Raw genomic sequence first — 24,861 nt, 5'->3', positions numbered from 1 at the left:
CTATTGCGCTTTCACACGTCGGCCAAAGCCGAGTAATACCAGTAAACCACAGAGCAGTAGCAGGGGTGTTTGGCCTAATATTGCGAACCAAGTTTGGCCTGTCACCAAGGGAATAGTTGCGCTTAGTACACCTGTTTCAAACTGGGGTAAGGATGCGGTGATATTGCCCTGTTCATCGACTACCGCTGTCACGCCGTTGTTGGTTGCCCGCAATAGAGGACGGCCCAATTCAACTGCGCGCATTTGGGCGATTTCCATATGCTGTAATGGGCCGTTTGAACTACCAAACCAAGCGTCATTTGAGACAGTTAACAGTATATCTGTCCCTTGATTAACGCTGTCGCGTAATTGCTCGGGGAAGGCAATTTCATAACAAATCGCGGGCGCGATTTTATGGCCTAGGGCACTTAGGTTCGGCTGCTGGTATTCGCCTCTGGCAAAGGAGGACATAGGCAAATTAAAGAAAGGCGCAATCGGGCGCAGCAGCGCTTCAAAGGGCACAAACTCGCCAATCGGCAACAGATGATGTTTCTTAAATTGATTGCTGCCATCGCCTTCATAGTCAGGGCCAGCTTGTTGTTTCTGATTATGATTACCAAGCACAATCAATGAATTATAAAAGTCATTATTTTGATGGCTGATAATGCCAGTGATGATTGAAGTATGGTTTAAATTGGCGACTTTATTGGCGTTATCTAAAAAGTCCTGCACCATAGATTCTGGCGCGGGAACCGCCGCTTCTGGCCAAATAATGATATCGGCATCAAAATGTTCGCGGGATAAATCCATGTATTTTAAAAGGGTCGGCCACAGGGCATCGGGTTCCCACTTCATGCTTTGGGGAATATTGCCTTGCACCAGTGCCACTTTAACATTTTCACCCGTAGGATGAATGTCGGAAACCTTAGATGCCCCCCAAACAGCCAAAATACTGAGTGGCAGTAGAAGCAGTAAACTCTTATAACGCTTAGTAAAACAAAGGGCTAACGCACCTGCGAGCATGGCCAGCACAAAGCTTAACCCGAGTGCGCCTATGATACTGGCAAGGGGTTTAAGCGGCCCTTGGGTTTGCGAGTAACCGGCCCATAACCAGGGGAAACCTGTCATCACCCAGCCACGAGCCCATTCGGTCAAGGTCCACAGGGCGGGGAACAGGGCGAGATTACGCCAAAGGCTAAACGTGGTTTCGCCATTTTTACTGCGCGTTTTAGTTAACCAAGCCAGCGCTAAACCTGTTAGTGCCGGATACAAGGCTAAATACAAAGCCAACAAGGCCATCAATCCAACGGAGGCGATGAGCGGCATACCACCAAAGGTATCCATACTTACATGTACCCAGCTGATCCCTACGGCAAAACAGCCAAATCCAAAGCTTAACCAATAGTAAAAGCTCGCCTTAGCGCCAAGCGCTCGGCTGTGCCAGAGGGCAATTGCTATGGCAAACGGATAGATAATCCAAATGGAATAGGGCGCAAATGAAAGCGCCGTACTGGCGCCAAGGGCAAATGCCAGTACGAGTCTCAAAGCACTAGGTCGGGACTTTTGTTGGGCAAAAGCCCGGATTTGTTTTAGCACGAGTGATTATTCTACGTCTTCGCCAGTATTAGGATCGGGGAGTTTAACTCTGAGTTGGATTAAACGCCTAGTGTCAGCATTGATAACTTTAAATTCAATACCTTCAATGATGATGCTCTCGTTACGTTCTGGCAGATGGCCAAAGGCGTGTGAGACTAAGCCACCGACGGTATCAAATTCTTCATCGCTGAATTCAGTGTTGAATTCTTCGTTGAAATCTTCGATTGGCGTCAAGGCCTTAACCATATAAACCGTGTTGCCGACTTTGCGGATCTCGGTTTCTTCTGTGCTATCGTGGTCGAATTCGTCTTCAATCTCGCCGACAATTTCTTCAAGAATATCTTCGATAGTTACAAGACCTGATACGCCGCCGTATTCATCGACCACAATCGCCATATGGTAGCGCTGTGAGCGGAATTCTTTTAGCAATACATCAACGCGTTTGCTTTCGGGTACAACCACAGCAGGACGGATCACGCGATCCAGTGAGAAGGGCTCATCACTGTTAGAAAAACCGTAAGGGATCAAATCTTTAGCAAGTAATATGCCTTCGATATGGTCTTTATCTTCGTTAACGACGGGGAAGCGCGAGTGACCTGAACCAATCACAGTGGCGAGTAATTCTTCGACCGAGTTGTCTATCTGGAGGGCGACAATTTGAGCTCTTGGGATCATGATATCCCGAACACGCATATCAGAAACGTCTAATACACCTTTTATCATCTCGCGGGTGTCTTGAGTGATCAGATCGCGCTGCTCGGCACCATCAATCACATCGACTAAATCTTCGCGATTTTGAGGTTCGCCCTGAAATAGCTGACTTACTCTATCAAACCAACCTTTCTTGTGGGCGTTCGTACTCGGGGGATATCGTCACTCATAGTTTTCTCATTAGCTTTTGATAGGGATTATCTTAGCTAACTATTGTTCCTTATATGGGTCAGTAAAGCCTAAGCCTTCAATGAGTTGTGTCTCTAACGACTCCATCTCTTCAGCTTCTTCATCTTCGATGTGATCATACCCTAGCAGATGCAAGCAACCATGTACAACCATGTGTGCCCAGTGCGCTTCTAAGGTTTTATGTTGTTCACGGGCTTCATTTTCAACGACTGCCGCGCAAATGACAAGATCTCCGAGTAAAGGAAGTTCAATTTCTGGCGGTGCCTCAAAGGGAAATGACAGCACATTGGTCGGTTTGTCTTTGCCGCGGTAGGTGCTATTGAGCATCTGACTCTCACGGCTGTCGACGATACGTATGGTTAATTCAGCTTCATCCATGCTATTGCCAATCGCGGTTGTGACCCAAAGGGCAAATTGTTCGTCCGTCGGCAACCCGTCGCAGGCGGTGGCATGTTGAATATCTAAGGCTAAATCAAGACTCATGTGCTGCGGCTTCCTGTTGTTTCTGGTATTGGCTTTCTTTCTTAGCCTTTAAGGTTTGCTCTTTTAAATCAAATGCCTCATAGGCTTCGACGATACGAGCAACCACAGGATGGCGCACGACGTCTTGGGAGACGAAAAAGTTAAAGCTGATTTCTTCTACTTGGCTTAACACTTCAATCGCGTGGCGTAAGCCGGACTTTTGATGCTTAGGCAAGTCGGTTTGGGTGATGTCGCCTGTGATCACCGCGCGGGAATTAAAACCGATACGGGTAAGGAACATCTTCATTTGCTCGATTGTGGTGTTTTGACTTTCATCGAGAATAATAAAAGCATCGTTCAAGGTACGGCCGCGCATATAGGCAAGCGGCGCCACTTCGATGACGTTTTTCTCAATTAGGCGTTCCACTTTTTCAAAGCCGAGCATTTCGAATAGTGCGTCATAGAGTGGACGTAAATAAGGATCGACCTTTTGACTTAAATCACCGGGTAAGAAACCGAGTTTTTCACCCGCTTCTACCGCTGGGCGAGTCAGCAAAATACGGCGCACTTCTTGGCGCTCTAACGCATCCACTGCCGCTGCTACCGCAAGGTAGGTTTTGCCGGTTCCCGCAGGGCCGATACCAAAGGTAATGTCGTGGCGCACAATATTGGCCACATATAGGCTTTGGTTTGGATTGCGTGGCTTGATGACGCCACGGCGGGTTTTGATATTAATGCCGCTGTCATCGCTCGCATCTTCTTGCTCTAGGGCGATGGCTTCTTGAATAGCAATATGGACTTGCTCAGGCTCAAGATCGGGCGTGCTGCCTTTGACCGTTTGGGTCTCGATATAGAGCTCTTTGAGTAAGTTGTTGGCGCTTAAACAATTGCGTGGCAGTCCGGTGATCTGAAAATGATTGTTTTTACGGACGATTTCAACGCCAACGCGACGCTCAATCTGTTTGATATTGTCATCGAATGGACCGCAAAGTGAAGCCAAACGGCGGGTTTCTGCGGGTTCGAGATACAGATTCATGGTAGTTAATTTACTGGACAAATAGCACTCCCAATAGCGAATAAGAAAGCAAGGTTGATATCGCTAAACCCTTGCAAGATAATTTCAGTTTACGAGCCATGGCCGATAATTGCTAACGGAAAATAACAATTGCCTCGGTAGACTTAAACAAAAGTGCGTTAAAGCAAAAGGGCGACTAAGTCGCCCTTCTTTATGATACGTACTGTGCAAGTTTATATCGGTAGTGTTTAAGCCAATTTAACCCTTATGGCTTAAATTGCGTCACACCCAGTTCGTCATCTTGTTTGTGCTTAGCTAAAATATCCGATGGACGTAGGCTACGGCGTAGATCCATTTCATCTTCACCGCGGATAAACTTACCGCGCAGCGAGTTAGTATAAACGTCGACGATTTCGACATCCACAAAAGTACCAATGTGTTTTGGCTGACCTTCGAAGTTCACCACACGGTTGTTCTCGGTACGGCCACGCAGTTCCATTGGATTTTTAACCGATGGACCTTCCACCAGAATACGCTGCACTGTGCCCATCATATGGCGGCTGTAGCGCATGGCTTGCTGGGTGATGCGGTCTTGCAGAATCGCGAGACGTTGCTTTTTCTCTTCCATATCAACATCATCAGGTAAATCCGCCGCTGGCGTGCCCGGACGTGCGCTATAAATAAAGCTAAAGCTGTGGTCGAAACCTATGTCTTCAATCAACTTCATGGTGTCGGCAAAATCTTCTTTGGTTTCGCCTGGGAAGCCAATGATAAAGTCTGAGCTGATTTGAATGCCTTCACGGGCTTTACGCAGGCGGCGGATGATTGACTTATATTCAATCGCCATGTGACCGCGTTTCATCGCCGTGAGAATACGATCAGAACCCGATTGTACTGGCAAGTGTAAGAAGCTCACTAGCTCAGGGGTATCTTCATAAACGTCGATAATATCCTGTGTAAATTCAATTGGGTGACTGGTCGTAAAGCGGATACGATCGATACCGTCGATAGCTGCCACAAAACGCAGTAATTCAGCAAAGGTACAGATGCCGTCATCGTGGGTTGCGCCGCGATAGGCATTGACGTTTTGGCCAAGCAGGTTCACTTCACGTACGCCTTGCTCCGCCAATTGGGCGATCTCAAGGATGATGTCGTCCGATGGACGGCTGACTTCTTCGCCGCGCGTATAAGGAACCACACAGAATGAACAGTATTTGCTGCAACCTTCCATGATAGACACGAACGCCGTTGGGCCTTCGGCGCGTGGCTCAGGCAGGCGATCGAATTTTTCGATTTCAGGGAAGCTGATATCGATAACCGCTTTGTCACCACGGCGTACTTGCTCGATCATATCGGGCAGACGGTGTAATGTTTGTGGTCCAAAAATAATGTCGACACATTGGGCTCTGTCTTTAATGGCTTTGCCTTCTTGCGAAGCAACACAGCCGCCCACGCCAATAATCAAATTGGGATTTTTATCTTTAAGCGTCTTCCAGCGTCCTAGCTGATGAAACACTTTTTCCTGCGCTTTTTCACGGATTGAACAAGTGTTCAGCAGGAGAATGTCTGCCTCAGACGCTTCTTCAGTCAAGGTATAGCCTTGGTATTCGCCTAACAGATCAGCCATCTTGGATGAGTCATACTCATTCATTTGACAGCCCCAAGTCTTGATATGGAGTTTCTTACTCATCAGTTGTGTCGCCCTAAGATGACCAATAAAAATAGCGCGACATTTTACCTGCTGTTATGGCTGCTGACCAGCTTTGTCCACACTTTTACCGATTGGCTTTTGCTGAGGGCGATACCCATACAAATGCTAGGTTTTTATTATTCGCTGGCACTTGGGCGAGGTTATGATGATTAACATGCTGAGCTTTAGCCATTTCCATCAAGCTATTGCGTGCCTGAATGCCGATGTCTTCACGGATTTCGAGTCGAAATACGCTCAACATTTCCGTGGTATGTTGATATAAGGCATAATCGAGCGGGTCGCGATAGGTCACTGTGATGGTTTCAATGTTTGGGCCAGCTGTAGAGATAGCTGCTGAGTTAGCCGCCATGGCTTGGGCTAGCGGTGTGATACCTAATGTGAGTGCTGTGCCTAACGCAAGTGCAGTGCCTAATCTAAGCTGAGTGCTCATCTTAAGAGTGCTGCTAATTGATAGGCGACTGGCTATGGGTAAATGAGTTAGTGTTTTCATGACATCCTCGCTAATCGATACGGTGGATTCACTTGTTAACTCGTCCAATACGACTTAGGGCTAGGCGCTAGCTAAGTGAAAGTATTTAACACCCATAACGCTAACCGAATCACAATCTTTGGATTAAGTGATATTGGCTATGATGCAGGTGTGACTTGAGTGTAGTCAGTGTTGTAATGGGGCAATTTTGTCTTTGTAAGCAACTGTGAGCAGGTGGGGTGATAGCAACATTTGCTCACGTTTGAGTGCTAAGAGACATACTTTTGATACAAAGTGAGTGGCTTTTTCCTGCATAGGTTTGGTCAATGCTGTCGGTGTAAAATAGCTGGCGCATAGATAGTGTAAAGACGTCGTTTGGGCATTAATAAACAAGGCAATAAAGGTGGTAACTAAGGTGGTAAGTAAGATGAGCCAAATTGATGAAACAAGTGCACTGATGACATCCGATACAACTCATTCTGACGTGACTCATTTAGACGTCACTCGTGTTGAATGCAATCATGCTGCAGGCACTGAGTTCGATGTCATTCTTGTCGGCGGCGGTATGGTCGGTGCGGCGACAGCAATTGGATTAGCTCAGCAAGGTTTAAAAGTGGCTGTGATTGAATCCTTTGCGCCAGAGGCTTATCAAGCCGAGCAGCCGTTAGATGTGCGAGTCTCGGCCATCAGTGTGGCTTCTGAAAGTTTGCTTGAGCGTCTTGGCGCCTTGGACTCACTGCTGAAAATGCGCAATGTGCCTTACCTTGGTTTAGAAACCTGGGAGCTCGATGGCTGTATCACTCAATTCCACAGTTCACAAATTGGCGCCAGCCATTTAGGCCATATAGTTGAAAACCGATTAATCCAACTTGCCCTGTGGCAACAGATGGCGCAATTGGCCGGCATCACTTTATATTGTCCCGATAAAGTGGCGGCATTTGCCCGTGAGAACGACAGTGTAAGTGTGCACTTACAATCGAATCATAAACTTAACGCTAAGTTATTGGTCGGTGCCGATGGTGCGCACTCGCAGGTGCGCCAATGGGCGGGGATTGGTATATCGGGTTGGGATTACGCTCAATCGGCAATGCTGATCAATATCCGCACCGCACAGGGCCAGCAAGATGTCACATGGCAGCAGTTTACACCTAAAGGACCGCGCTCTTTGTTACCTCTGCCCGGTAATAACGCTTCGCTAGTGTGGTACGACGATGCCAATCGAATAAAACAGTTAATGCAGCTGAATAATAAACAGCTCGCAGAGCAGATACGTTTGCATTTCCCTGCGCGCCTAGATGCCGATTTTACCGTTGAGAATAAAGGCAGTTTTGGCCTCACTCGTCGCCATGCGCAGCGCTACTATAGTCAGAACGTGGTGATTTTAGGGGATGCCGCCCACACTATCAATCCGCTCGCCGGTCAAGGGGTGAACCTTGGGTTTAAGGATGTCGAAGCATTTTTGGCGGTCATCAAGGATGCATTAACCCAAGATAATACTTGGTGGTCGAATGAAGTGCTGGCCCAATATCAGCACAAACGTTATCGCGATAACCAGCTGATGATGACGGCGATGGATGTGTTTTACGCCGGTTTTAGCAACGATATCTTGCCGCTTAAGCTGCTGCGTAATGGCGCGTTAAAGTTGGCAAACATCAATTCTCCGATCAAAAAGACCGTCTTAAAATATGCAATGGGGCTTAATTAATCCTGCGTTGTTTTGCGTTCTGGCTGAGTGGGATGACGTGGCATTTGTTGACTTGGGCTTTGAGTGCTAAAATGCCGCGTTTTTAGCAGCTATGGTCAGTTCAGTCGACGCTTTTGCACGGCTGCCATCGACGAAATAACGATATTGAGTGTCATGAGCGAAATAAAATTAATAGTTGGTCTGGCTAATCCAGGTGCTGAATATGCACACACTCGCCATAATGCGGGGGCTTGGTACGTTTTAGAGCTGGCACGAATTTGCGGTGTGACTTTAGTCGCCGACAGTAAGTATTTTGGTTTGACCGCCAGAGCCGTATTGCACGGTAAAGATGTCCGCTTATTGATCCCAACCACTTATATGAATTTAAGCGGTAAAGCGGTGGGTGCTTTGGCTAATTTTTTTCGTATCACGCCGGAAGAGATTCTGGTTGCTCACGATGAACTCGATCTGCCGCCCGGTGTGGCTAAGTTCAAGCTCGGTGGCGGTCATGGCGGCCACAATGGTTTGAAAGATATTATTGCTAAACTGGCTAACGATAAAAATTTCTACCGTTTACGCTTAGGTATCGGTCATCCCGGCGATAAAAACCAAGTCAGTGGTTACGTACTAGGCAAAGCACCTGCTAAAGAGCAAGAGCTTATTGATGCGGCGATAGATGAAGCTGTGCGTTGTACCGAGATTTTGTTTAAGCAAGACATGGTGAAAGCCATGAACAGATTACACTCCTTTAAAGCGGAGTAGGTTTTGCTTTGGCGAGACCCAAGTATAAAGTGATTTAATTATTCAGTAATGTGCTGCCATAGGGCAGGACGACTAAACCTCGCTGATGAGTGCGACTCGTTAGCCAATAATCGAGAGAAAGGTAAGCATATGGGTTTTAAATGCGGCATTGTTGGTCTTCCTAACGTTGGTAAATCAACGCTTTTTAATGCGTTAACTAAGGCTGGCATCGAAGCGGCTAACTTCCCGTTTTGTACCATTGAACCTAACACGGGTGTTGTACCTGTGCCGGATCCACGTCTGGATGCGTTAGCTGCGATTGTGAATCCACAACGTATATTACCGACCACTATGGAATTCGTGGATATCGCGGGTCTTGTGGCTGGTGCATCTAAAGGCGAAGGTTTAGGTAACAAGTTCCTTGCTAACATCCGTGAAACCGATGCCATTGGTCACGTAGTACGCTGTTTCGATGATGACAATATTGTTCACGTTGCTAACAAGGTTGATCCCGCTGGCGATATCGAAGTGATTAACACTGAATTAGCCTTAGCGGACTTAGACAGCTTAGAGCGCGCGGTTCAACGCCAGCAAAAACGTGCTAAAGGCGGTGATAAAGACGCTAAGTTTGAAGTGGAAGTATTAGAAAAAATGCGTCCAATTTTAGACGAAGCGAAAATGCTGCGTTCAATGGAATTATCTAAAGAAGAACTGGAAGCCGTTGCTTACCTTAACTTCTTAACCTTAAAGCCGACCATGTATATTGCTAACGTGGCAGAAGATGGTTTTGAGAATAACCCACACTTAGACGCTGTTCGCGCTATTGCTGCCACAGAAAACGCTATCGTTGTTGCTGTGTGCGCCGCGATTGAATCTGAATTAGCTGAAATGGACATCTCAGATCGCGATGAGTTTATGGCTGATCTGGGTATCGAAGAGCCTGGTTTAGATCGCGTTATCCGTGCTGGTTATCAATTACTGAATTTGCAAACCTATTTCACCGCAGGCGTGAAAGAAGTGCGTGCTTGGACTGTGCCAGTCGGTGCGAGTGCCCCGCAAGCGGCAGGCGTGATCCACACCGATTTTGAACGTGGTTTTATCCGTGCTCAAGTGATGGCATTTGATGACTTTATCGCTCACAAAGGTGAAGCGGGCGCGAAAGAAGCCGGTAAGTTACGTGTGGAAGGCAAAACCTATATCGTTAAAGATGGCGATGTGATGCATTTCTTGTTTAACGTATAACTAGGATTAGACAAGCCCTAAACCTTGATAAATTAAGCTAAGTACGAGTAACAGTGTGTTATTTAGCACATCTGTTGCTCAGTTTGGTGAAGTAATAGCCGAACAGCTTAACCTAAGGGAAATAGCGAAAAAAAGCTGTTGACCTCGATACCTCGAATAAGCATAATACGCCCCGTTCCTCGCTGAGAGGGGCGCGTAATATCGAAGTGGCAATGTAGCTCAGCTGGTTAGAGCACAGCACTCATAATGCTGGGGTCGCAGGTTCAAGTCCCGCCATTGCTACCATTTTATTTAAGAAGCATATTCTTCTATAAAATAGAAGGCGATTTTACTCTAGCATTGATTGCTAGCATCTCTTCAGGATGTAAACACGAAGATGTGCGGGAATGGTGAAATTGGTAGACACGCCAGATTTAGGTTCTGGTGCCGCAAGGTGTGAGAGTTCAAGTCTCTCTTCCCGTACCATTTTTAGAAACATCGGCTATAGCGGATGTTTGAAACAGAGTTAGTTGGGGTATCGCCAAGTGGTAAGGCACCGGGTTTTGATCTCGGCATTCCAAGGTTCGAATCCTTGTACCCCAGCCATTTTTCTCAGTTTCCAAGTTGATTGGGGTATCGCCAAGTGGTAAGGCACCGGGTTTTGATCTCGGCATTCCAAGGTTCGAATCCTTGTACCCCAGCCATGGCAATGTAGCTCAGCTGGTTAGAGCACAGCACTCATAATGCTGGGGTCGCAGGTTCAAGTCCCGCCATTGCTACCATATTTAACTCTGTTAAAGTGATTTCTCAGAGAAAAATCCAAAGCTGTTGAATAAACAATTTTGGTACATTTTGATGCGGGAATGGTGAAATTGGTAGACACGCCAGATTTAGGTTCTGGTGCCGCGAGGTGTGAGAGTTCAAGTCTCTCTTCCCGTACCATCAAAATGCAATCTTCAGAAAGAAGATTAAACACAGTTTATTGGGGTATCGCCAAGTGGTAAGGCACCGGGTTTTGATCTCGGCATTCCAAGGTTCGAATCCTTGTACCCCAGCCAAAAGTTAAAAGCCTGTCTTCGGACAGGCTTTTTGCTTTCTGACTTTTAACTATTTTCAGCTTAGCGTTATTTTGCTTTCAGTTTCCCTTCAATATTAGCCCTTCCAGCCTTTCCCTTGTCTCTATAATTCCCGTTGGTTGTGGCAATTCAGCTATTTTCAAAGTTAATCCACAGTGCCATTTGAGCTGGCACTGTGGTGATCCGTTTTATTGCTTTTTGACTTCAGGAGCAACGGGTGGCGATTTTATTTCTGCTGGAGCCGCTGGAGCCGCTGGAACCACTGGAACGGCGACTTTTGCAGCTGCTTCAGTGATATCGATTGGCATTGCAGCATTCTTAATGACGGCATTCTCTGTGACCGCACTATCAATAACGGCACCTTGGGCCGCTTTAACATCACCAGTTGCAACGGCTTTGACTGCATCAGGTATTGCTAACTGTTGCTGTACTTGATTTGCGCCTGCTTCTAAGGCTTTTTGTTGTAACTTCTGTGGATCGGTATAGTCGGCTAATTCCTTCGGCCAACTTGGGACCCGTTTTTCTGCTTGATTACTGAATTGCTCAGAAATCACTAAGGGCGCGCCGCCTTTCATCAGCATGACTGCCATTTGGTTGGTGTCAGAGTTCCAAACTAGACCCGCTTTTTCGGCCATTTCGGGGACAGGGGTGTAAGTCGACACTAAGTAGATGAGGGGACCTTCCTGTTGGATCTTGTCGGCCGTTTTGAGCAGCGATAGAGTGGTATCGTAATTTTTACCCAGCAATTCCTGCATACGGTTCTTAATGAGTGGCTGTTCGAATAAGCCGACATCATTTGGATCTAAACCGACAAGGGGCTTGAGCAAGGCCCACATTAGTTGACCTTGGGGTGACATTAATAAGAGTGGAGCAACACAGGCGTTGAGCATTAACGCGAGCCACAGAATATGCAGGCAGCGCATTTTTTTGAGCAGAGATGTACTCAAGATAATATTTCCTTGGGAGTACCAGCAAGTCGCCGGCGGCGGATTGTAGCCGATTGGCATGAGGTAAACGAGTGGGGGCGTAAAGTAAATTTTATGCCAAAAAGTTAGCGTGAATGTTGGATTTTATCTATATGAATCCAATGAATATTTACAGATGATACCGCAAATAACTTGCTGCTAATTTAATCAAAGATAATGGCTTTTGAGTGTTAAATGCAGATTTGCCTGTAAGCGGTTTATTTTTTCAGTCTTATTCTTCAATCCTATATTTCAGCTTCTTTTTCAGTATTGAATATGTAAAGTTTGTAAACTTTGTTCTATTTGATAATCGATCTCATTTAATCTCGCACATTAAATTAGTTTAATGCAGCTCATTTCAGTTTTAGGCTGCATAGGGAAAGCCGATTCTGGAGGCATTTCTCTTCGGGTTGCTTTTGAGAGTGCACCATTGAAATTAAGAGTCAGTAAGTCGTCTTTGTCCTTTGCTCGAATTATCCATGTTTATGTGTCTATGGCGTTGTTGCTGCTGATGCTGTTTTTTGCGATGACAGGCATAACGTTAAATCACCCAAATTGGTTTTCTCAAACAGATCAGGAACCTAAACGGGAGCAAGTGCCCATCCCTGCCTATTTATTACCCGTTGATACACAAGATGCACAGTGGCGCTTGGCAACGGGCCATTGGCTGAAAAGTGAATGGGCGATGGATATGGCCACTGCTGACATAGATGAAGACGAAATTAGCTTAGTCAGCAAAGGGCCCGGCACTTACCGCAGCCTGACGTTGGACTTACTCGACGGCCAAGCCTATGTCGAAACCTTAGAGTACGGTGTTGTTGCTGTAGTGAATGATTTGCATAAGGGCCGTAACACAGGCACAGCATGGGCTTGGATACTCGACCTTAGCGCCATACTGATTATTTTGTTTTCGCTTACTGGGGCTTACTTATTATTGCCTCAAACCAAGCGCCTCAAAAAGTCATTGTTATACATGGTACTTGTCAGCGGTAGTTGCGGACTTGTGTATGTTTATTTCGTTCCCTAAGGAGTGTAGACCGAGTATGCGTCATCTTATTCGTACCATTGCGGTGAGTGCTTTGTTTGTTAGTTCAGCTGCGTTTGCGGCGCCACAAATGACTGTCGATTTAACTTTACCTGAAATTACCGAAGGCCAATATCACAGACCCTATGTGGCCGTGTGGGTTGAAAATACCCAAGGGCAACCGGTAAAAACCTTAAGCCTTTGGGTTTGGGATGAAGGCCATAAATGGCTTAAAGACATCCGTCGTTGGTGGCGTAAAGCGGGTCGTGACGATATGAGTTTTGTTGATGGTATTGCATCAGCCACACGTCCTGCGGGTCATTACAAAATCGATTGGGATTTAAAAGATGAAGCGGGAAAAGCGCTCGAGCCTGCTCGTTACACTGTGTTTATAGAAGTGGTGCGTGAGCATGGCGGTCGCGATCTCGTGCGACAAAACATCGATTTAGCTGCGGGGGACTTCTCAGTGCAGTTACCCGCCACCACTGAAACTGGCGTTATCGACATACGCTTAAGCGGCATGGCTCGCTGAGCCTGCTACTGAATATATTGCCCGTACATTACTCGTTAAACTTAAGGAAAAGGCATGAAATTACGTCTTATTGCATTATTTAGCACACTTTGTATTAGCCCGTTGGCAAGCAGCCATGACAGATGGATTTTACCTAGCCACTTTAACGTTTCGGCCGAAAGCCAAGAAGCTGTGTGGATCACCTCTGATGTGTCTGCCAGCAATCAAGTGTTTATGATGGATAAACCTTTCAGCGCCAGTGACGTACGTGTGTTACTGCCTAATGGCGAGTCAAGCTCTCCAAGCTCAAGTTATACCGGCGGCCGTAAATCGGTATTTGATGTGCAGTTAATGCAAGATGGCACCTATAAGTTCGAGAAAGAAGTCACGCCGCGTTATTTCTCCCGCTATAAAGTGAAAGGCAAAGAAGGCTTTGTCCGCAGTCGTTTAGATAAAAAAGCGACCGCCGCTGTCATGCCAAAGGGCGCCTCTGAATTAGAAGGTTCTTTAAATGTATCGCGAGTGGAAACCTACGTGACTCGAAATAAGCCGACAGATAAGGTTTTGGCTCCTAAGGGCGAGTATTTGGAATTAGTCCCTGTGACCCACCCTGCCGATATCGTTGAAAATGAACCCGCCACATTGCAGTTTGTTTATGATGGTAAACCCGTTGCAGGCGTCAGTGTTGCGATTATGAAAGACGGCAGTTTATACCGAAACAAGCCTGAAGAAATCGCCTTAACCTCAGATAAAGACGGTAAAGTAGCCATGACCTTGCCAGCGGCGGGACGTTATCTTTTACATGCATCGATTGAACGTCCAAACTCAGACACTTCCCTTGCCGATAAAACCGTAAGTGAGATTTTCCTTACGTTTGAAGCTGGGCTTGAATAGGATTCATTTTCCGCTTAAGTGACTAAGCGTTATAAATGAATGAGTGTGATGAATGATTGAGTGTTATTAATGAGTTAGCCTTCATAGTTAAATGCCCACAGCCGCAACGTCGAGTGGGCATTTTTGTATTCAGCCTCCCTTTATCTATACGGCTTTTTATCAATGTCACCACAATGATCCTATCTGGCTCGTGGATTTAGATTTCATTGCTGGTAACTCCGCTTAAGGTTGGGTAAGCTGCGTCAATGCATTGTTCTTGATGCATCAAAGGCGCATAACGATTAGAATAGCGCAATTCCACCCTCATTTGACTGTGTTGACCTTAGCGTTGGCACGGGTTGCTTTTGTTTTAAAGGAGACGAAAGAAGTTATGACTAAGGTTCCTATGACAGTTGTCGGTGCAGAGCAGCTGCGTAAAGAGTTAGATATTCTCAAGTTTGACCGTCGCCCTAAGATCACTGAAGCCATTGCTTCAGCGAGAGAGTTAGGCGACCTGAAAGAAAACGCGGAATACCATGCGGCTCGTGAGGAACAAGGTATTTGTGAAGCACGTATCCGTGATATTGAGGGTAAGTTATCTAACGCGCAAATTATCGATGTCACTAAGATGGTGAACAACGGTCGTATCATTTTTGGTGCCACTGTGACTATTTTGAATCTCGATACAGACGTTGAAGTGACTTATCGCATAGTCGGCGATGATGAAGCGAATATTAAAGAAAACCTGATTTCTGTTAACTCACCGATAGCCCGTGGCTTAGTGGGTAAAAATGAAGGTGATGAAGTGTCGATTACCACACCTGGTGGCATGACAGATTACGAAATCATCTCTGTACAGTATTTATAATCAGCGAATCGATTTAGCTATAGAGTCTGCTAAATCGTGCCGAGAGTATGATTTGTTCTCGTTCTAAAACCGCCCTAGGGCGGTTTTTTTGTTATCTGTAAATCCGGTTGGCATGCATATTTAGAGATTGAGTTTTGCATGTGAATTTAAGATGTAGCTATGAATTTAAGATGTAGCTATGAATTTAAGATTTAGCTATGGATAGAGACCGCGTTTTAGAGGAGAACTCGAAAGATGGATAAAGATTAATTTGTCTCTTGCTGCACTTTTACTTAAGCTGCAAATCTAGCTTCATCAGCAAGCTTAACCAGTAATTACTCAGTGTTGTTTGATTTAGCGCGAGTTTTATTTTAAACCCTAACGTTAGATAACAAATGCTAAGCATGAATGGGGTTATTTTTCGTTTTAATAAGAGGGCACGCTTTGGTAAAACACTGGCGTACGGGATTGATGTTAGTTTGTGTGGCGATCATGCTGATTGCGCACTCGGCTAGCTATACGCCAAAAACCTCAGTACAACGCAGTGATACAAGTCATCATTATATTCAGACACATACAAATCTTAAGAAAGCGGCTCTAAAACAAACGGCCCAGATGCACACAGTGAGTCCTGATAGTTCAACTCCCGATGCAGAGCCAAGCGCTGAATCTCAAAGTTTGCCCGATGCTATTGCTCAATCAAATTCACATTCTGATGCGCAAACCGTTGAAAGCTGCGGCTCATTGAGTCGCCATGATGTCCATGGTACCAGTTCAGAGTCAGCATCCCAGCCAACACCTTGTCCAAGCTCAGATTACATGAGTCATTCGGACGACTTAAATTTTGCCCCAATCAATTCGCCGCGCTTTATTAGTCTTGCCCAACACGATGTGCGTGAGGTGAAACCGATTTATGTACTCGCGGTAGACTTTACTGCCGAACCGACACCCGATGTCGTTGAACCTACCGTTCTGGATATCACATCCGACTGGACGCTTTCTGCTGTATCTTCCCCAGCCCGAATTTCCGGGTGGAAAGTCTCAAATCTTCAATATCGATTTAGTCAGCAAGCCGCTTAATCCACCTATTTAGGTGTGCTATCGACTGGAGTTCGCTCCCGTTGAACGTGCATGCCATTGCACTTTTGTTCTCACCGAAACCATCTCTATCGCGGTTATATTCGCTGTGATGACTTGAGTTTAACTGGCTAAATTTGCTGGTGCTCAATGATAGGTTTCGGACTGATATCAATATGTTCGCTTAGCTTTGACTCAAAAGTTAGGTGATAAATAGCGAGTTAATCCCATGGAAATAAAACCCAATAAACGGCTGCTAAATCACTATTCAGCTTGGAAATACTTAGTGCTTATCGTCACTATTATAGTGATGTTATTCAGTGCTTTGCCGACATTTTACGGTGAGGATGCTGCGGTGCAGGTGGGCGCTAAGGCGGGGTTAACACTCACGCCTGTAGCCCTTAGAGATAAGCTGCAAGCTGAAGGCGTGACGGTAAAACGTATCGACCAAAAGAATGGTGAAACCTTAATTGTCCTTGATGATGATAGCCAACAAACCTTAGTCAAAACCTTGGTTTCGTCTATGGTCAAAGAGCCCAAGGAGTTGACCTTATCCCTTGCCAGTGCGGCGCCAAGTTGGTTGCAAAACTTAGGTTTTCAGCCGATTAAACTGGGGCTCGATTTACGTGGTGGTGTGCAGTTTTTACTCGATGTGGATGTTGAGCCTGTGTATCAAACTCAGGCAGAGGCGCTGGTTGATTCGCTACGTCAATTTATCCGTGAGCAGAAGATCCGTGGTGCCAGCGTCTATTTAGACCAAGCTAGCCAGTTAAACCTGACCTTGCCCGATAATGACGCTCGCGCCGCCGTGCGTCAGATGATGAAACAGTCTTATCCCAATTGGCAGTTATCGAATGCCGATGGCGCGGGTTTACAGATTAAGTTGAGCCAAGAGGAACAAACAAAGCTGCGTAATTTGACCGTGCAGCAAAACCTGCAAGTTATGCGCAGTCGTATTGAAGAACTCGGCATCACTGAAGCCTTAGTGCAGCGCCAAGGCGAGCATCGAATTCGGATTGAATTACCTGGCGTACAAGATCCTGCTGCCGCCAAAAACGTCATTGGTGCTACGGCGAGTTTGGCATTCTTTGAGGTGAAAGAGTCAGGTTCTGTGAATGCGCAAGTGCTGAAGGATAAATCTGGCAAGCCTATTTATGTGAGCCGCTCGCCAGTGCTGGGTGGCGATCACATTGTCGATGCCAGAGCGAGTTTAGGGGAGATGGGTATGGCCGAGGTGAATATTAATCTCGACCGTGTCGGCGGGCAGAAAATGTCTGAGTTTTCCCGATCCAATATTGGCAAACCTATGGCGACGTCTTACAGCGAGTACAGTCGTGATGAACAAGGTAAGGCCAAGCAAACTCAAGAGATTATCAGTGTTGCGACCATTCAATCCCAGCTTGGCGATCGCTTCCGCATCACTGGTGCGGGCACCTATCAAGAAGCGCAGCAATTAGCCTTGTTACTGCGAGCTGGCTCTATGACGGCGCCAGTAACGATTGTGGAAGAGCGCACCATTGGCCCAACGCTAGGTGCTGAAAACATTGAAAATGGTTTTGCAGCGCTTGGTCTAGGTATGGGCATTACCTTGTTGTTTATGGCGCTTTGGTATCGTCGTCTCGGTTGGGTGGCGAATATTGCGCTGATTTCTAACATGGTGATCCTGTTCGGCCTACTGGCGCTTATTCCTGGTGCTGTGTTGACCTTACCCGGTATTGCTGGCTTGGTGTTAACAGTCGGTATGGCTGTCGATACCAACGTGCTGATTTTTGAGCGAATAAAAGACAAGTTAAAAGAAGGACGCAGTTTTGCGCTGGCAATTGATACGGGGTTTGATAGTGCGTTTTCGACCATTTTCGACGCTAACTTCACCACTATGATCACGGCGGTTGTGCTCTATTCCATCGGTAATGGCCCAATTCAAGGTTTCGCCTTGACCTTAGGTCTAGGTCTTCTGACCAGCATGTTTACCGGTATCTTTGCTTCAAGAGCCTTGATTAACTTAGTTTACGGACGTGATGCTAGTCGTCATGTGAGGGTATAAGCATGAAAAATATCAATCTAACAAAATGGCGTTATGTCTCCAGTGCTATCTCAATTTTTTTGATGATAACGTCATTAGCGATTATAGGTGTAAAGGGGTTTAACTGGGGATTAGACTTTACCGGTGGTGTGGTGACTGAAGTTCAGCTCGATAGAAAAATCACCAGCAGTGAGTTACAACCTTTGCTTAATGCTGCCTATCAGCAGGAAGTCTCTGTTATCTCGGCCAGTGAGCCGGGGCGTTGGGTACTGCGCTATGGTGATATAAAGAGTGCTGATACGGAGCAAAGCAATGTCGACATTCAGCAGACATTAGCGCCACTTAACTCTGAAGTGCAAGTCCTTAACAGCAGTGTTGTCGGGCCGCAGATTGGTCAAGAACTGGCGGAGCAGGGCGGGTTAGCGTTGTTAGTCGCTATGCTGTGTATTTTAGGCTATTTAAGTTATCGCTTCGAGTGGCGACTCGCATCGGGCGCTTTGTTTGCGCTGGTACACGATGTTGTATTCGTACTGGCTTTTTTCGCGCTGACGCAGATGGAGTTTAATTTAACGGTACTGGCGGCTGTGCTGGCGATTTTAGGCTATTCGTTAAATGACTCGATCATTATTGCTGACCGTATTCGAGAGTTATTGATTGCAAAACCTAAGCTTTCGATTCAAGAGATTAATAACCAAGCGATTGTGGCGACGTTTTCCCGCACTATGGTGACCTCCGGGACAACTTTAATGACGGTTGGTGCGCTGTGGATCATGGGTGGTGGGCCGTTGGAAGGATTCTCGATTGCGATGTTTATCGGTATTTTAACCGGTACATTCTCATCGATTTCTGTTGGCACCTCACTGCCTGAGTTTTTAGGTTTAACGCCTGAGCATTATAAGGAACAAGTGATTTCTGATACGCCTTAGTGCTTTATTTTCATTCGTAGCAAAAACAAAGAGGCCACTCAATTGAGTGGCCTCTTTGTTAACACAATAAAAATCAAGAAAAATTATTTTGCCTTTGGCAAAGCAATTTTCATTTCTGGTGATTGACGATAAATCACCAGAATATGACCAATAAGTTGCACTTTTGCGGATTGAGTTTCACGTACTATGGCATCAACGATGGCATTTTTTAGCTCTCTGTCGGCAGAGGCTACTTTCACTTTAATCAATTCATGATAAGCGAGTGCGCTTTCAATTTCAGCGAGTACACCTTCAGTCAATCCATTGGCACCAAGCAGCACCACTGGCTTTAGCGGATGCGCCAGACCTTTTAAATGCTGTTTTTGTTTGGTTGTTAAGTTCATTTCTACCAACTTTTGCTGAGTTACTGTTGAAAAACGGCTATTCTACCCTTATATAGCCTTTGTGTAACTCTCAATTGTTGCGGATTTTAAATGTCAGGTAAAAAACGTACGGCCAGTTCCAATCGATGGATGCTAGAACACTTTGATGATCATTATGTCAAACTCGCACAAAAAATGGGATTGCGATCTCGCGCTGCGTTTAAGCTTGAGGAGATCCAGCAAAAGGATCAACTTATCCGCTCAGGCATGACTGTGGTTGACTTAGGGGCTGCGCCGGGAGGCTGGTCTCAAGTGGCGGTTAAATTAGCCGGAGAAAAAGGTAAGGTCATCGCCTGTGACATTTTGCCTATGGATCCCATCGTCGGGGTAGACTTTTTGCAAGGGGATTTTCGTGAAGATAAAGTCCTTCAAGCATTGCTTACCCGAGTCGGTGACGCTAAGGTTGACGTTGTGTTGTCTGACATGGCGCCCAACATGAGTGGTTCAGATGGTGTAGACCAGCCGCGCGCCATGTATTTAGTGGAATTGGCGTTAGATATGTGTCATCAAGTTTTGGCACCTAACGGCTGTTTTGCGGTAAAAGTCTTTCAGGGGGAGGGCTTTGACGAATACATGAAAGCGGTAAAAGAGGCGTTCAAAGTAGTTAAAACACGTAAACCGGACTCTTCGCGGGCGCGTTCCCGTGAAGTCTATCTTGTGGCGACTGGGTACAAGTTGTAGTAACCTAGCGTTAATAATCGCAAGACTTAATGAGGTCTAGTATTTTGAGTGACATGGCAAAAAATCTAATACTCTGGGTTGTCATCGCCGTTGTGCTGATGTCAGTGTTTCAGGGTTACTCCCCCTCTTCTTCGTCATCGCAGAAGATGGATTATTCTACCTTCTTAGATAATGTCCGTGATGGGCAGGTCGCAACTGTTGAAGTGAAAAGCGATCAACGTACTATCGAGGGTGCTAAACGAACGGGTGAAAAGTTCACGACTATCATGCCGTTATATGACCAAGATTTAATTAATGATCTTGATCGTAAAGGCATCACTATGAAGGGCCAAGAAGCCGAAGAATCAGGGTTCCTAACCCAAATCTTCATTTCTTGGTTCCCTATGTTATTGCTTATCGGGGTATGGATTTTCTTCATGCGCCAAATGCAAGGCGGCGGTGGCAAAGGCGCGATGTCCTTTGGTAAGAGCAAAGCCAAGCTGATGAGCGAAGATCAGATTAAAACGACGTTTGCTGATGTTGCGGGTTGTGACGAAGCAAAAGAAGAAGTTAAAGAGTTAGTTGATTATCTGCGTGACCCTACTAAATTCCAAAAATTGGGCGGCCGTATTCCAACGGGCGTACTGATGGTGGGTCCTCCAGGTACAGGTAAAACCTTGCTGGCCAAAGCCATTGCGGGTGAATCTAAAGTACCTTTCTTCACTATCTCGGGTTCTGATTTCGTTGAAATGTTCGTTGGTGTTGGTGCATCCCGTGTGCGTGACATGTTTGAACAAGCGAAAAAGTCTGCACCTTGTATCATCTTTATCGATGAAATCGATGCGGTCGGTCGTCAACGCGGCGCGGGTTTAGGCGGTGGTCATGATGAACGTGAGCAAACACTGAACCAAATGCTGGTTGAGATGGACGGCTTCGAAGGTAATGAAGGCGTTATCGTTATCGCGGCAACTAACCGTCCAGACGTACTCGATTCTGCACTGCTGCGCCCAGGTCGTTTTGACCGTCAAGTGGTTGTTGGTTTGCCTGATGTGCGTGGTCGTGAGCAGATTTTGAAAGTGCATATGCGTAAAGTGCCGCTTTCTGAAGATGTCAAAGCAAGCGTGATTGCCCGTGGTACCCCAGGTTTCTCCGGTGCTGACTTAGCTAACTTAGTCAACGAAGCTGCCTTGTTTGCGGCTCGCGGAAATCGCCGAGTTGTGGGCATGGAAGAATTTGAGCGTGCAAAAGATAAAATCATGATGGGTGCTGAGCGCCGCTCTATGGTGATGTCTGAAGCCGAAAAAGAAATGACTGCATACCATGAAGCGGGTCATGCGATTGTGGGGTGTTTAGTTCCTGAGCACGATCCTGTGCATAAGGTCACTATCATTCCTCGCGGCCGTGCGCTGGGCGTGACTTTCTTCTTACCCGAAGCTGACTCAGTCAGCCAGAGCCGTCGTAAGCTAGAAAGCCAAATTTCGGTTGCTTACGGTGGTCGTTTAGCTGAAGAGCTTATCTACGGCAGCGAAAAAGTGTCGACTGGCGCATCACAGGACATCAAATACGCGACATCTATTGCGCGTAACATGGTGACTCAATGGGGCTTCTCGGACAAACTAGGTCCATTACTCTATGCCGAAGAAGACGGTGAAGTGTTCTTAGGTCGCAGCATGGGTAAAGCCAAAGCCATGTCCGATGAAACTGCGACTATCATTGACGCTGAAGTGAAAGTCTTTATTGACAAGAATTACGCGAGAGCGAGACAGATATTGACCGATAACCTCGATATTCTGCATTCGATGAAAGAAGCTTTAATGAAATACGAAACTATTGATTCACTTCAAATTGATGATTTAATGAAGCGTCGTGAAGTACGTCAACCGGCCGATTGGCAAGTTGATGACAATGGTTCTAACGATAAAGGCAATGGTCATGGTGAGCCAGCTGAGAAAGCTGCAGATACTGTGACTAATGCATCTGATGAACCGGACTTGAAAGAGCCTGATGAATCACCTGCTAAGTAATTTGTTGTGAAATAAAAGAAAACCCCGTAAAGGGGTTTTCTTGTTTTACCTTGTAAGTAATTTGACTGCGCTGTCATTTATCCACTTTGCCGTTACTGATATTTATCCTCTGACATCATTACCTTGGATAGAAAGTGAAGGCTAAAACTGATGACGCAAGTTATGCCTATAGGTAAAATCGTAAGTGTTCGTATTACTGGAGTAAATGCGTGTTTGAACTGATTGCTGGCACTAAACGCTTCGCGTTATCTTCACCCATTGTGATGGGTATTCTGAATGTCACTCCCGATTCCTTTTCCGATGGTGGTCAATATTCGTCCTATGAGCTTGCCTGTCAGCATGCCGATGATATGGTGGCTCAAGGCGCGGGAATGATCGACATTGGTGGAGAGTCGACAAGGCCAGGCGCCGCCGAAGTGAGTTTAGCCGATGAACTTGCGCGGGTGATCCCGTTAGTAAAATATGTGGCGGCGCACCATGATGTGTGGATTTCTGTCGATACCAGTAAAGCTGAAGTCATGCGTCAAGCCGTTGCCGCGGGTGCGCACCTAATTAATGATGTACGTGCTTTGATGGAACCCGGTGCGCTCCAAGCCGCCGTGGAGTTGCACGTTCCTATCTGTTTAATGCATATGCAGGGCGAGCCGAAGAATATGCAGTCTTCGCCGACGTATTATGATGTTATTGAAGAAGTGTCTACCTTTTTGACCGAGCGGGTTAACGCTTGTTTACAAGCTGGGATCCCCCGTGAATTACTTATACTCGATCCGGGCTTTGGTTTTGGCAAAAGCTTAGAACATAACTATGAATTACTTGCAAAACTCGACTCTTTTGCCAAGTTTGATTTGCCCTTATTGATAGGATTGTCCCGTAAGAGCATGATAGGGAACCTTTTAGCAAAACCGACCTCAGAGCGTCTTGCTGGGAGCCTTGCTGGCGCAATGATAGCGGCCCAAAAGGGCGCTCATATCATTCGCGTGCATGATGTTGCTGAAACTGTGGATATGCTCAAGGTGTTACAAGCGACACAAGCGTATTTTTAAGCATCGTTATGCTCTCGTTAAGCATTTAATTAATATTATGATCCCAAATTATTGGGACACATTTGAGTTTGTGGGGCGATATGAAAGAACGTAAATTTTTTGGAACTGACGGTATTCGGGGAAAGGTCGGTTCAGGTCAAATGACACCTGAGCTTGCGCTAAAATTAGGTTGGGCAGCGGGTCGTGTATTGTCCCGCAGTGGTACCAAAAAGGTGATCATAGGTAAAGATACCCGTATTTCAGGTTATATGTTTGAATCGGCATTAGAAGCGGGTCTTTCTGCTGCTGGTCTTAATGTGATGTTAATGGGACCTATGCCCACGCCCGCAGTCGCCTATTTAACGCGTACGTTTCGCGCAGAAGCTGGGGTGGTGATCAGCGCCTCGCACAATCCTTACTACGATAACGGCATTAAGTTTTTCTCGACCGACGGCAGTAAATTAGACGATAACTTAGAGCTAGAAATCGAAGCCGAGCTTGAAAAGCCCCTCGTTTGCGTTGAATCACATCTGCTTGGCAAAGTGTCGCGTATTGAAGATGCTCGTGGTCGTTATATCGAGTATTGCAAAGGTAATTTCCCCGCAGAACACACGTTAACTGGGTTAAAAATTGTGGTCGATTGTGCCCATGGTGCAACCTATCACATAGCCCCCGCAGTATTTCGTGAGTTAGGTGCCGAGGTGATTGCCATTGGTGATAAACCTAATGGGGTTAACATCAATGACAAAGTGGGCGCTACGTCCATGGGTAAAATTTGTGAAACTGTGCTCGCCGAAAGTGCCGATTTAGGTATTGCGCTCGACGGTGACGGCGATCGTATTATGATGGTCAATAGTAAAGGCGAAGTCATTGACGGCGACCAGATTTTATATATTTTGGCCTGTGATGCGAAATCCCGCGGCGTATTGCGTGGCGGCGTGGTCGGTACTTTAATGTCGAATCTTGGGCTTGATTTAGCTTTGCAAGCCTTAGATATTCCCTTTGCGCGTTCGAAAGTGGGTGACCGCTATGTGATGGAATTGCTGAAGGAACTCGATTGGCGCATCGGCGGTGAAAACTCTGGGCATATCCTTAATCTTGACCACGGCACAACTGGTGATGGTATTGTTGCTGGGATTTTAGTGTTAGCGGCCATGCGCCGCCAAAATGCCACGCTAGAACAACTGACTTCTGCGATGGAAATGTTGCCACAGGTATTAGTCAATGTGCGCTTTGAGGGCGAGCATGACCCGCTTCAATCAGATAAAGTAAAAGCGGCACAGGCTCAGGTTGAGTCAGAGCTTGGTGTTCGTGGTCGAGTACTATTACGTAAGTCAGGTACTGAACCTTTGATCCGTGTCATGGTAGAAGGTGACGATCATAGTACAGTATTGGCGCACGCAAATTTGATTGCGGATGCGGTAAAATCGGCAAGCTAATCTTTGCCTATTTAATAATGAGTGCGGCTGATACCAATTTAAAATTAAGGTGTTAGCTGCACAAATGAACAGAAATCAGCTTTTGAGTCTAAAAAACAAGCACTCCAACCTGATATCTGAAAAAATTCGAATTTAGCTATTGTAACTTAATAAGTGGTTCGCTATTATTCACGCCGCTTTCAGAGGAGACAGTG

At 46.2% G+C, this 24,861-nt stretch carries 21 protein-coding genes, 7 tRNA genes and 1 pseudogene; 21 read left to right on the top strand and 8 right to left on the bottom strand.

Features of this window, described 5'->3' with window-relative positions; translation table 11 throughout:
• The 6 genes and pseudogenes from lnt to AYJ58_RS19495 all read right to left on the bottom strand — a co-directional run bounded on the left by lnt (window position 1) and on the right by AYJ58_RS19495 (window position 6,153).
• Window positions 1–1,575: an apolipoprotein N-acyltransferase gene (gene lnt / locus AYJ58_RS19520; RefSeq protein WP_106651366.1), complete on the bottom strand. Its 1,575-nt coding sequence runs from the start codon at window positions 1,573–1,575 to the stop codon at window positions 1–3.
• Between the two features lie 6 nt (window positions 1,576–1,581).
• Window positions 1,582–2,456, bottom strand: a pseudogene (gene corC / locus AYJ58_RS19515) (CNNM family magnesium/cobalt transport protein CorC).
• Window positions 2,457–2,496: 40 nt separating this feature from the next.
• Entirely contained in the window at window positions 2,497–2,958 is a 462-nt protein-coding gene (gene ybeY, locus AYJ58_RS19510; RefSeq protein WP_106651365.1) for an rRNA maturation RNase YbeY, read from the bottom strand.
• The gene (locus AYJ58_RS19505; RefSeq protein ID WP_106651364.1) at window positions 2,948–3,994 is read right to left on the bottom strand and encodes a PhoH family protein; all 1,047 of its coding nucleotides are present in this window, start codon (window positions 3,992–3,994) and stop codon (window positions 2,948–2,950) included. The genes ybeY and AYJ58_RS19505 overlap by 11 nt, the downstream gene beginning before the upstream one ends.
• A 223-nt stretch (window positions 3,995–4,217) precedes the next feature.
• Window positions 4,218–5,642 (bottom strand): tRNA (N6-isopentenyl adenosine(37)-C2)-methylthiotransferase MiaB, encoded by a 1,425-nt coding sequence (miaB, locus tag AYJ58_RS19500; protein WP_106651363.1) that lies wholly within the window; start codon window positions 5,640–5,642, stop codon window positions 4,218–4,220.
• A gap of 85 nt (window positions 5,643–5,727) precedes the next feature.
• On the bottom strand, window positions 5,728–6,153 hold the full coding sequence (locus AYJ58_RS19495) for a hypothetical protein (protein WP_106651362.1): 426 nt from the start codon (window positions 6,151–6,153) through the stop codon (window positions 5,728–5,730).
• A gap of 406 nt (window positions 6,154–6,559) precedes the next feature.
• Between AYJ58_RS19495 and AYJ58_RS19490 the strand changes: the two genes are divergently transcribed.
• The 10 genes from AYJ58_RS19490 to AYJ58_RS19445 all read left to right on the top strand — a co-directional run bounded on the left by AYJ58_RS19490 (window position 6,560) and on the right by AYJ58_RS19445 (window position 10,836).
• On the top strand, window positions 6,560–7,837 hold the full coding sequence (locus AYJ58_RS19490; RefSeq protein ID WP_198555524.1) for an FAD-dependent monooxygenase: 1,278 nt from the start codon (window positions 6,560–6,562) through the stop codon (window positions 7,835–7,837).
• A gap of 153 nt (window positions 7,838–7,990) precedes the next feature.
• Window positions 7,991–8,578 carry an aminoacyl-tRNA hydrolase gene (gene pth / locus AYJ58_RS19485; protein WP_106651361.1) on the top strand — a complete coding sequence of 196 codons (588 nt, stop codon included), beginning with the start codon at window positions 7,991–7,993 and terminating at the stop codon, window positions 8,576–8,578.
• A 129-nt stretch (window positions 8,579–8,707) separates the two neighbouring features.
• Window positions 8,708–9,799: a redox-regulated ATPase YchF gene (gene ychF / locus AYJ58_RS19480; RefSeq protein WP_106651360.1), complete on the top strand. Its 1,092-nt coding sequence runs from the start codon at window positions 8,708–8,710 to the stop codon at window positions 9,797–9,799.
• Window positions 9,800–10,007: 208 nt separating this feature from the next.
• A tRNA-Met gene (locus AYJ58_RS19475) sits at window positions 10,008–10,084 on the top strand.
• Window positions 10,085–10,179: 95 nt separating this feature from the next.
• Window positions 10,180–10,264: transfer RNA gene (locus AYJ58_RS19470), tRNA-Leu, on the top strand.
• A 45-nt stretch (window positions 10,265–10,309) separates the two neighbouring features.
• Window positions 10,310–10,384, top strand: a tRNA-Gln gene (locus AYJ58_RS19465).
• Window positions 10,385–10,407: 23 nt separating this feature from the next.
• Window positions 10,408–10,482, top strand: a tRNA-Gln gene (locus AYJ58_RS19460).
• Between the two features lies 1 nt (window position 10,483).
• Window positions 10,484–10,560 (top strand) — tRNA-Met (locus AYJ58_RS19455).
• Between the two features lie 75 nt (window positions 10,561–10,635).
• A tRNA-Leu gene (locus tag AYJ58_RS19450) sits at window positions 10,636–10,720 on the top strand.
• A gap of 41 nt (window positions 10,721–10,761) precedes the next feature.
• Window positions 10,762–10,836 (top strand) — tRNA-Gln (locus AYJ58_RS19445).
• A gap of 206 nt (window positions 10,837–11,042) precedes the next feature.
• On the opposite strand, the gene AYJ58_RS19440 is transcribed toward AYJ58_RS19445, so the two are convergent.
• A complete protein-coding gene (locus AYJ58_RS19440; protein ID WP_198555699.1) occupies window positions 11,043–11,777 on the bottom strand; it encodes a hypothetical protein in 735 nt (244 codons plus the stop codon).
• Between the two features lie 472 nt (window positions 11,778–12,249).
• Between AYJ58_RS19440 and AYJ58_RS19435 the strand changes: the two genes are divergently transcribed.
• The 7 genes from AYJ58_RS19435 to secF all read left to right on the top strand — a co-directional run bounded on the left by AYJ58_RS19435 (window position 12,250) and on the right by secF (window position 19,100).
• On the top strand, window positions 12,250–12,846 hold the full coding sequence (locus tag AYJ58_RS19435) for a PepSY-associated TM helix domain-containing protein (protein ID WP_106651358.1): 597 nt from the start codon (window positions 12,250–12,252) through the stop codon (window positions 12,844–12,846).
• A gap of 16 nt (window positions 12,847–12,862) precedes the next feature.
• Window positions 12,863–13,375, top strand: coding sequence for a DUF2271 domain-containing protein (locus tag AYJ58_RS19430; protein WP_006086948.1), 513 nt, complete (start codon window positions 12,863–12,865; stop codon window positions 13,373–13,375).
• A 54-nt stretch (window positions 13,376–13,429) separates the two neighbouring features.
• Window positions 13,430–14,248, top strand: coding sequence for a DUF4198 domain-containing protein (locus AYJ58_RS19425; RefSeq protein ID WP_106651357.1), 819 nt, complete (start codon window positions 13,430–13,432; stop codon window positions 14,246–14,248).
• A 370-nt stretch (window positions 14,249–14,618) separates the two neighbouring features.
• The gene (greA, locus tag AYJ58_RS19420; protein ID WP_028761461.1) at window positions 14,619–15,095 is read left to right on the top strand and encodes a transcription elongation factor GreA; all 477 of its coding nucleotides are present in this window, start codon (window positions 14,619–14,621) and stop codon (window positions 15,093–15,095) included.
• Between the two features lie 450 nt (window positions 15,096–15,545).
• Entirely contained in the window at window positions 15,546–16,154 is a 609-nt protein-coding gene (locus AYJ58_RS19415) for a hypothetical protein (RefSeq protein WP_198555697.1), read from the top strand.
• A gap of 226 nt (window positions 16,155–16,380) precedes the next feature.
• Window positions 16,381–18,195, top strand: coding sequence for a protein translocase subunit SecD (secD, locus tag AYJ58_RS19410; RefSeq protein ID WP_106651355.1), 1,815 nt, complete (start codon window positions 16,381–16,383; stop codon window positions 18,193–18,195).
• Between the two features lie 2 nt (window positions 18,196–18,197).
• Window positions 18,198–19,100 (top strand): protein translocase subunit SecF, encoded by a 903-nt coding sequence (gene secF / locus AYJ58_RS19405; protein WP_106651354.1) that lies wholly within the window; start codon window positions 18,198–18,200, stop codon window positions 19,098–19,100.
• A gap of 83 nt (window positions 19,101–19,183) precedes the next feature.
• Here secF and yhbY read toward each other — a convergent pair whose 3' ends face one another.
• Complete coding sequence (gene yhbY / locus AYJ58_RS19400) at window positions 19,184–19,483, bottom strand: ribosome assembly RNA-binding protein YhbY (protein ID WP_006082725.1); 300 nt, start codon at window positions 19,481–19,483, stop codon at window positions 19,184–19,186.
• A gap of 90 nt (window positions 19,484–19,573) precedes the next feature.
• On the opposite strand from yhbY, the gene rlmE reads away from it, so the two are divergent.
• The 4 genes from rlmE (at window position 19,574) to glmM (ending at window position 24,667) form a co-directional block, all read left to right on the top strand.
• The gene (gene rlmE / locus AYJ58_RS19395) at window positions 19,574–20,203 is read left to right on the top strand and encodes a 23S rRNA (uridine(2552)-2'-O)-methyltransferase RlmE (RefSeq protein WP_106651353.1); all 630 of its coding nucleotides are present in this window, start codon (window positions 19,574–19,576) and stop codon (window positions 20,201–20,203) included.
• A 29-nt stretch (window positions 20,204–20,232) separates the two neighbouring features.
• A complete protein-coding gene (ftsH, locus tag AYJ58_RS19390; protein ID WP_198555522.1) occupies window positions 20,233–22,206 on the top strand; it encodes an ATP-dependent zinc metalloprotease FtsH in 1,974 nt (657 codons plus the stop codon).
• Window positions 22,207–22,415: 209 nt separating this feature from the next.
• Window positions 22,416–23,249, top strand: coding sequence for a dihydropteroate synthase (gene folP, locus AYJ58_RS19385; RefSeq protein ID WP_106651351.1), 834 nt, complete (start codon window positions 22,416–22,418; stop codon window positions 23,247–23,249).
• An 80-nt stretch (window positions 23,250–23,329) separates the two neighbouring features.
• Window positions 23,330–24,667, top strand: coding sequence for a phosphoglucosamine mutase (gene glmM, locus AYJ58_RS19380; RefSeq protein WP_106651350.1), 1,338 nt, complete (start codon window positions 23,330–23,332; stop codon window positions 24,665–24,667).
• Window positions 24,668–24,861: the final 194 nt, after the last annotated feature.

This window comes from Shewanella sp. Pdp11 (assembly GCF_002838165.1).
GTDB classification, from domain to species: domain Bacteria; phylum Pseudomonadota; class Gammaproteobacteria; order Enterobacterales; family Shewanellaceae; genus Shewanella; species Shewanella hafniensis.
Note: the sequence above shows the minus strand (reverse complement) of the source record. Positions and strands in the feature narration are given on the sequence as shown.

Bases quoted from the DNA above. Each gene is read 5' to 3' on its own strand.
- ybeY (WP_106651365.1), bottom strand. From the start codon at position 2,958: ATGAGTCTTGATTTAGCCTTAGATATTCAACATGCCACCGCCTGCGAC.
- miaB (WP_106651363.1), bottom strand. From the start codon at position 5,642: ATGAGTAAGAAACTCCATATCAAGACTTGGGGCTGTCAAATGAATGAG.
- AYJ58_RS19495 (WP_106651362.1), bottom strand. From the start codon at position 6,153: ATGAAAACACTAACTCATTTACCCATAGCCAGTCGCCTATCAATTAGC.
- AYJ58_RS19490 (WP_198555524.1), top strand. From the start codon at position 6,560: ATGAGCCAAATTGATGAAACAAGTGCACTGATGACATCCGATACAACT.
- pth (WP_106651361.1), top strand. From the start codon at position 7,991: ATGAGCGAAATAAAATTAATAGTTGGTCTGGCTAATCCAGGTGCTGAA.
- ychF (WP_106651360.1), top strand. From the start codon at position 8,708: ATGGGTTTTAAATGCGGCATTGTTGGTCTTCCTAACGTTGGTAAATCA.
- AYJ58_RS19440 (WP_198555699.1), bottom strand. From the start codon at position 11,777: ATGCGCTGCCTGCATATTCTGTGGCTCGCGTTAATGCTCAACGCCTGT.
- AYJ58_RS19430 (WP_006086948.1), top strand. From the start codon at position 12,863: ATGCGTCATCTTATTCGTACCATTGCGGTGAGTGCTTTGTTTGTTAGT.
- AYJ58_RS19425 (WP_106651357.1), top strand. From the start codon at position 13,430: ATGAAATTACGTCTTATTGCATTATTTAGCACACTTTGTATTAGCCCG.
- greA (WP_028761461.1), top strand. From the start codon at position 14,619: ATGACTAAGGTTCCTATGACAGTTGTCGGTGCAGAGCAGCTGCGTAAA.
- AYJ58_RS19415 (WP_198555697.1), top strand. From the start codon at position 15,546: ATGTTAGTTTGTGTGGCGATCATGCTGATTGCGCACTCGGCTAGCTAT.
- secD (WP_106651355.1), top strand. From the start codon at position 16,381: ATGGAAATAAAACCCAATAAACGGCTGCTAAATCACTATTCAGCTTGG.
- secF (WP_106651354.1), top strand. From the start codon at position 18,198: ATGAAAAATATCAATCTAACAAAATGGCGTTATGTCTCCAGTGCTATC.
- yhbY (WP_006082725.1), bottom strand. From the start codon at position 19,483: ATGAACTTAACAACCAAACAAAAACAGCATTTAAAAGGTCTGGCGCAT.
- rlmE (WP_106651353.1), top strand. From the start codon at position 19,574: ATGTCAGGTAAAAAACGTACGGCCAGTTCCAATCGATGGATGCTAGAA.
- ftsH (WP_198555522.1), top strand. From the start codon at position 20,233: ATGAGGTCTAGTATTTTGAGTGACATGGCAAAAAATCTAATACTCTGG.
- glmM (WP_106651350.1), top strand. From the start codon at position 23,330: ATGAAAGAACGTAAATTTTTTGGAACTGACGGTATTCGGGGAAAGGTC.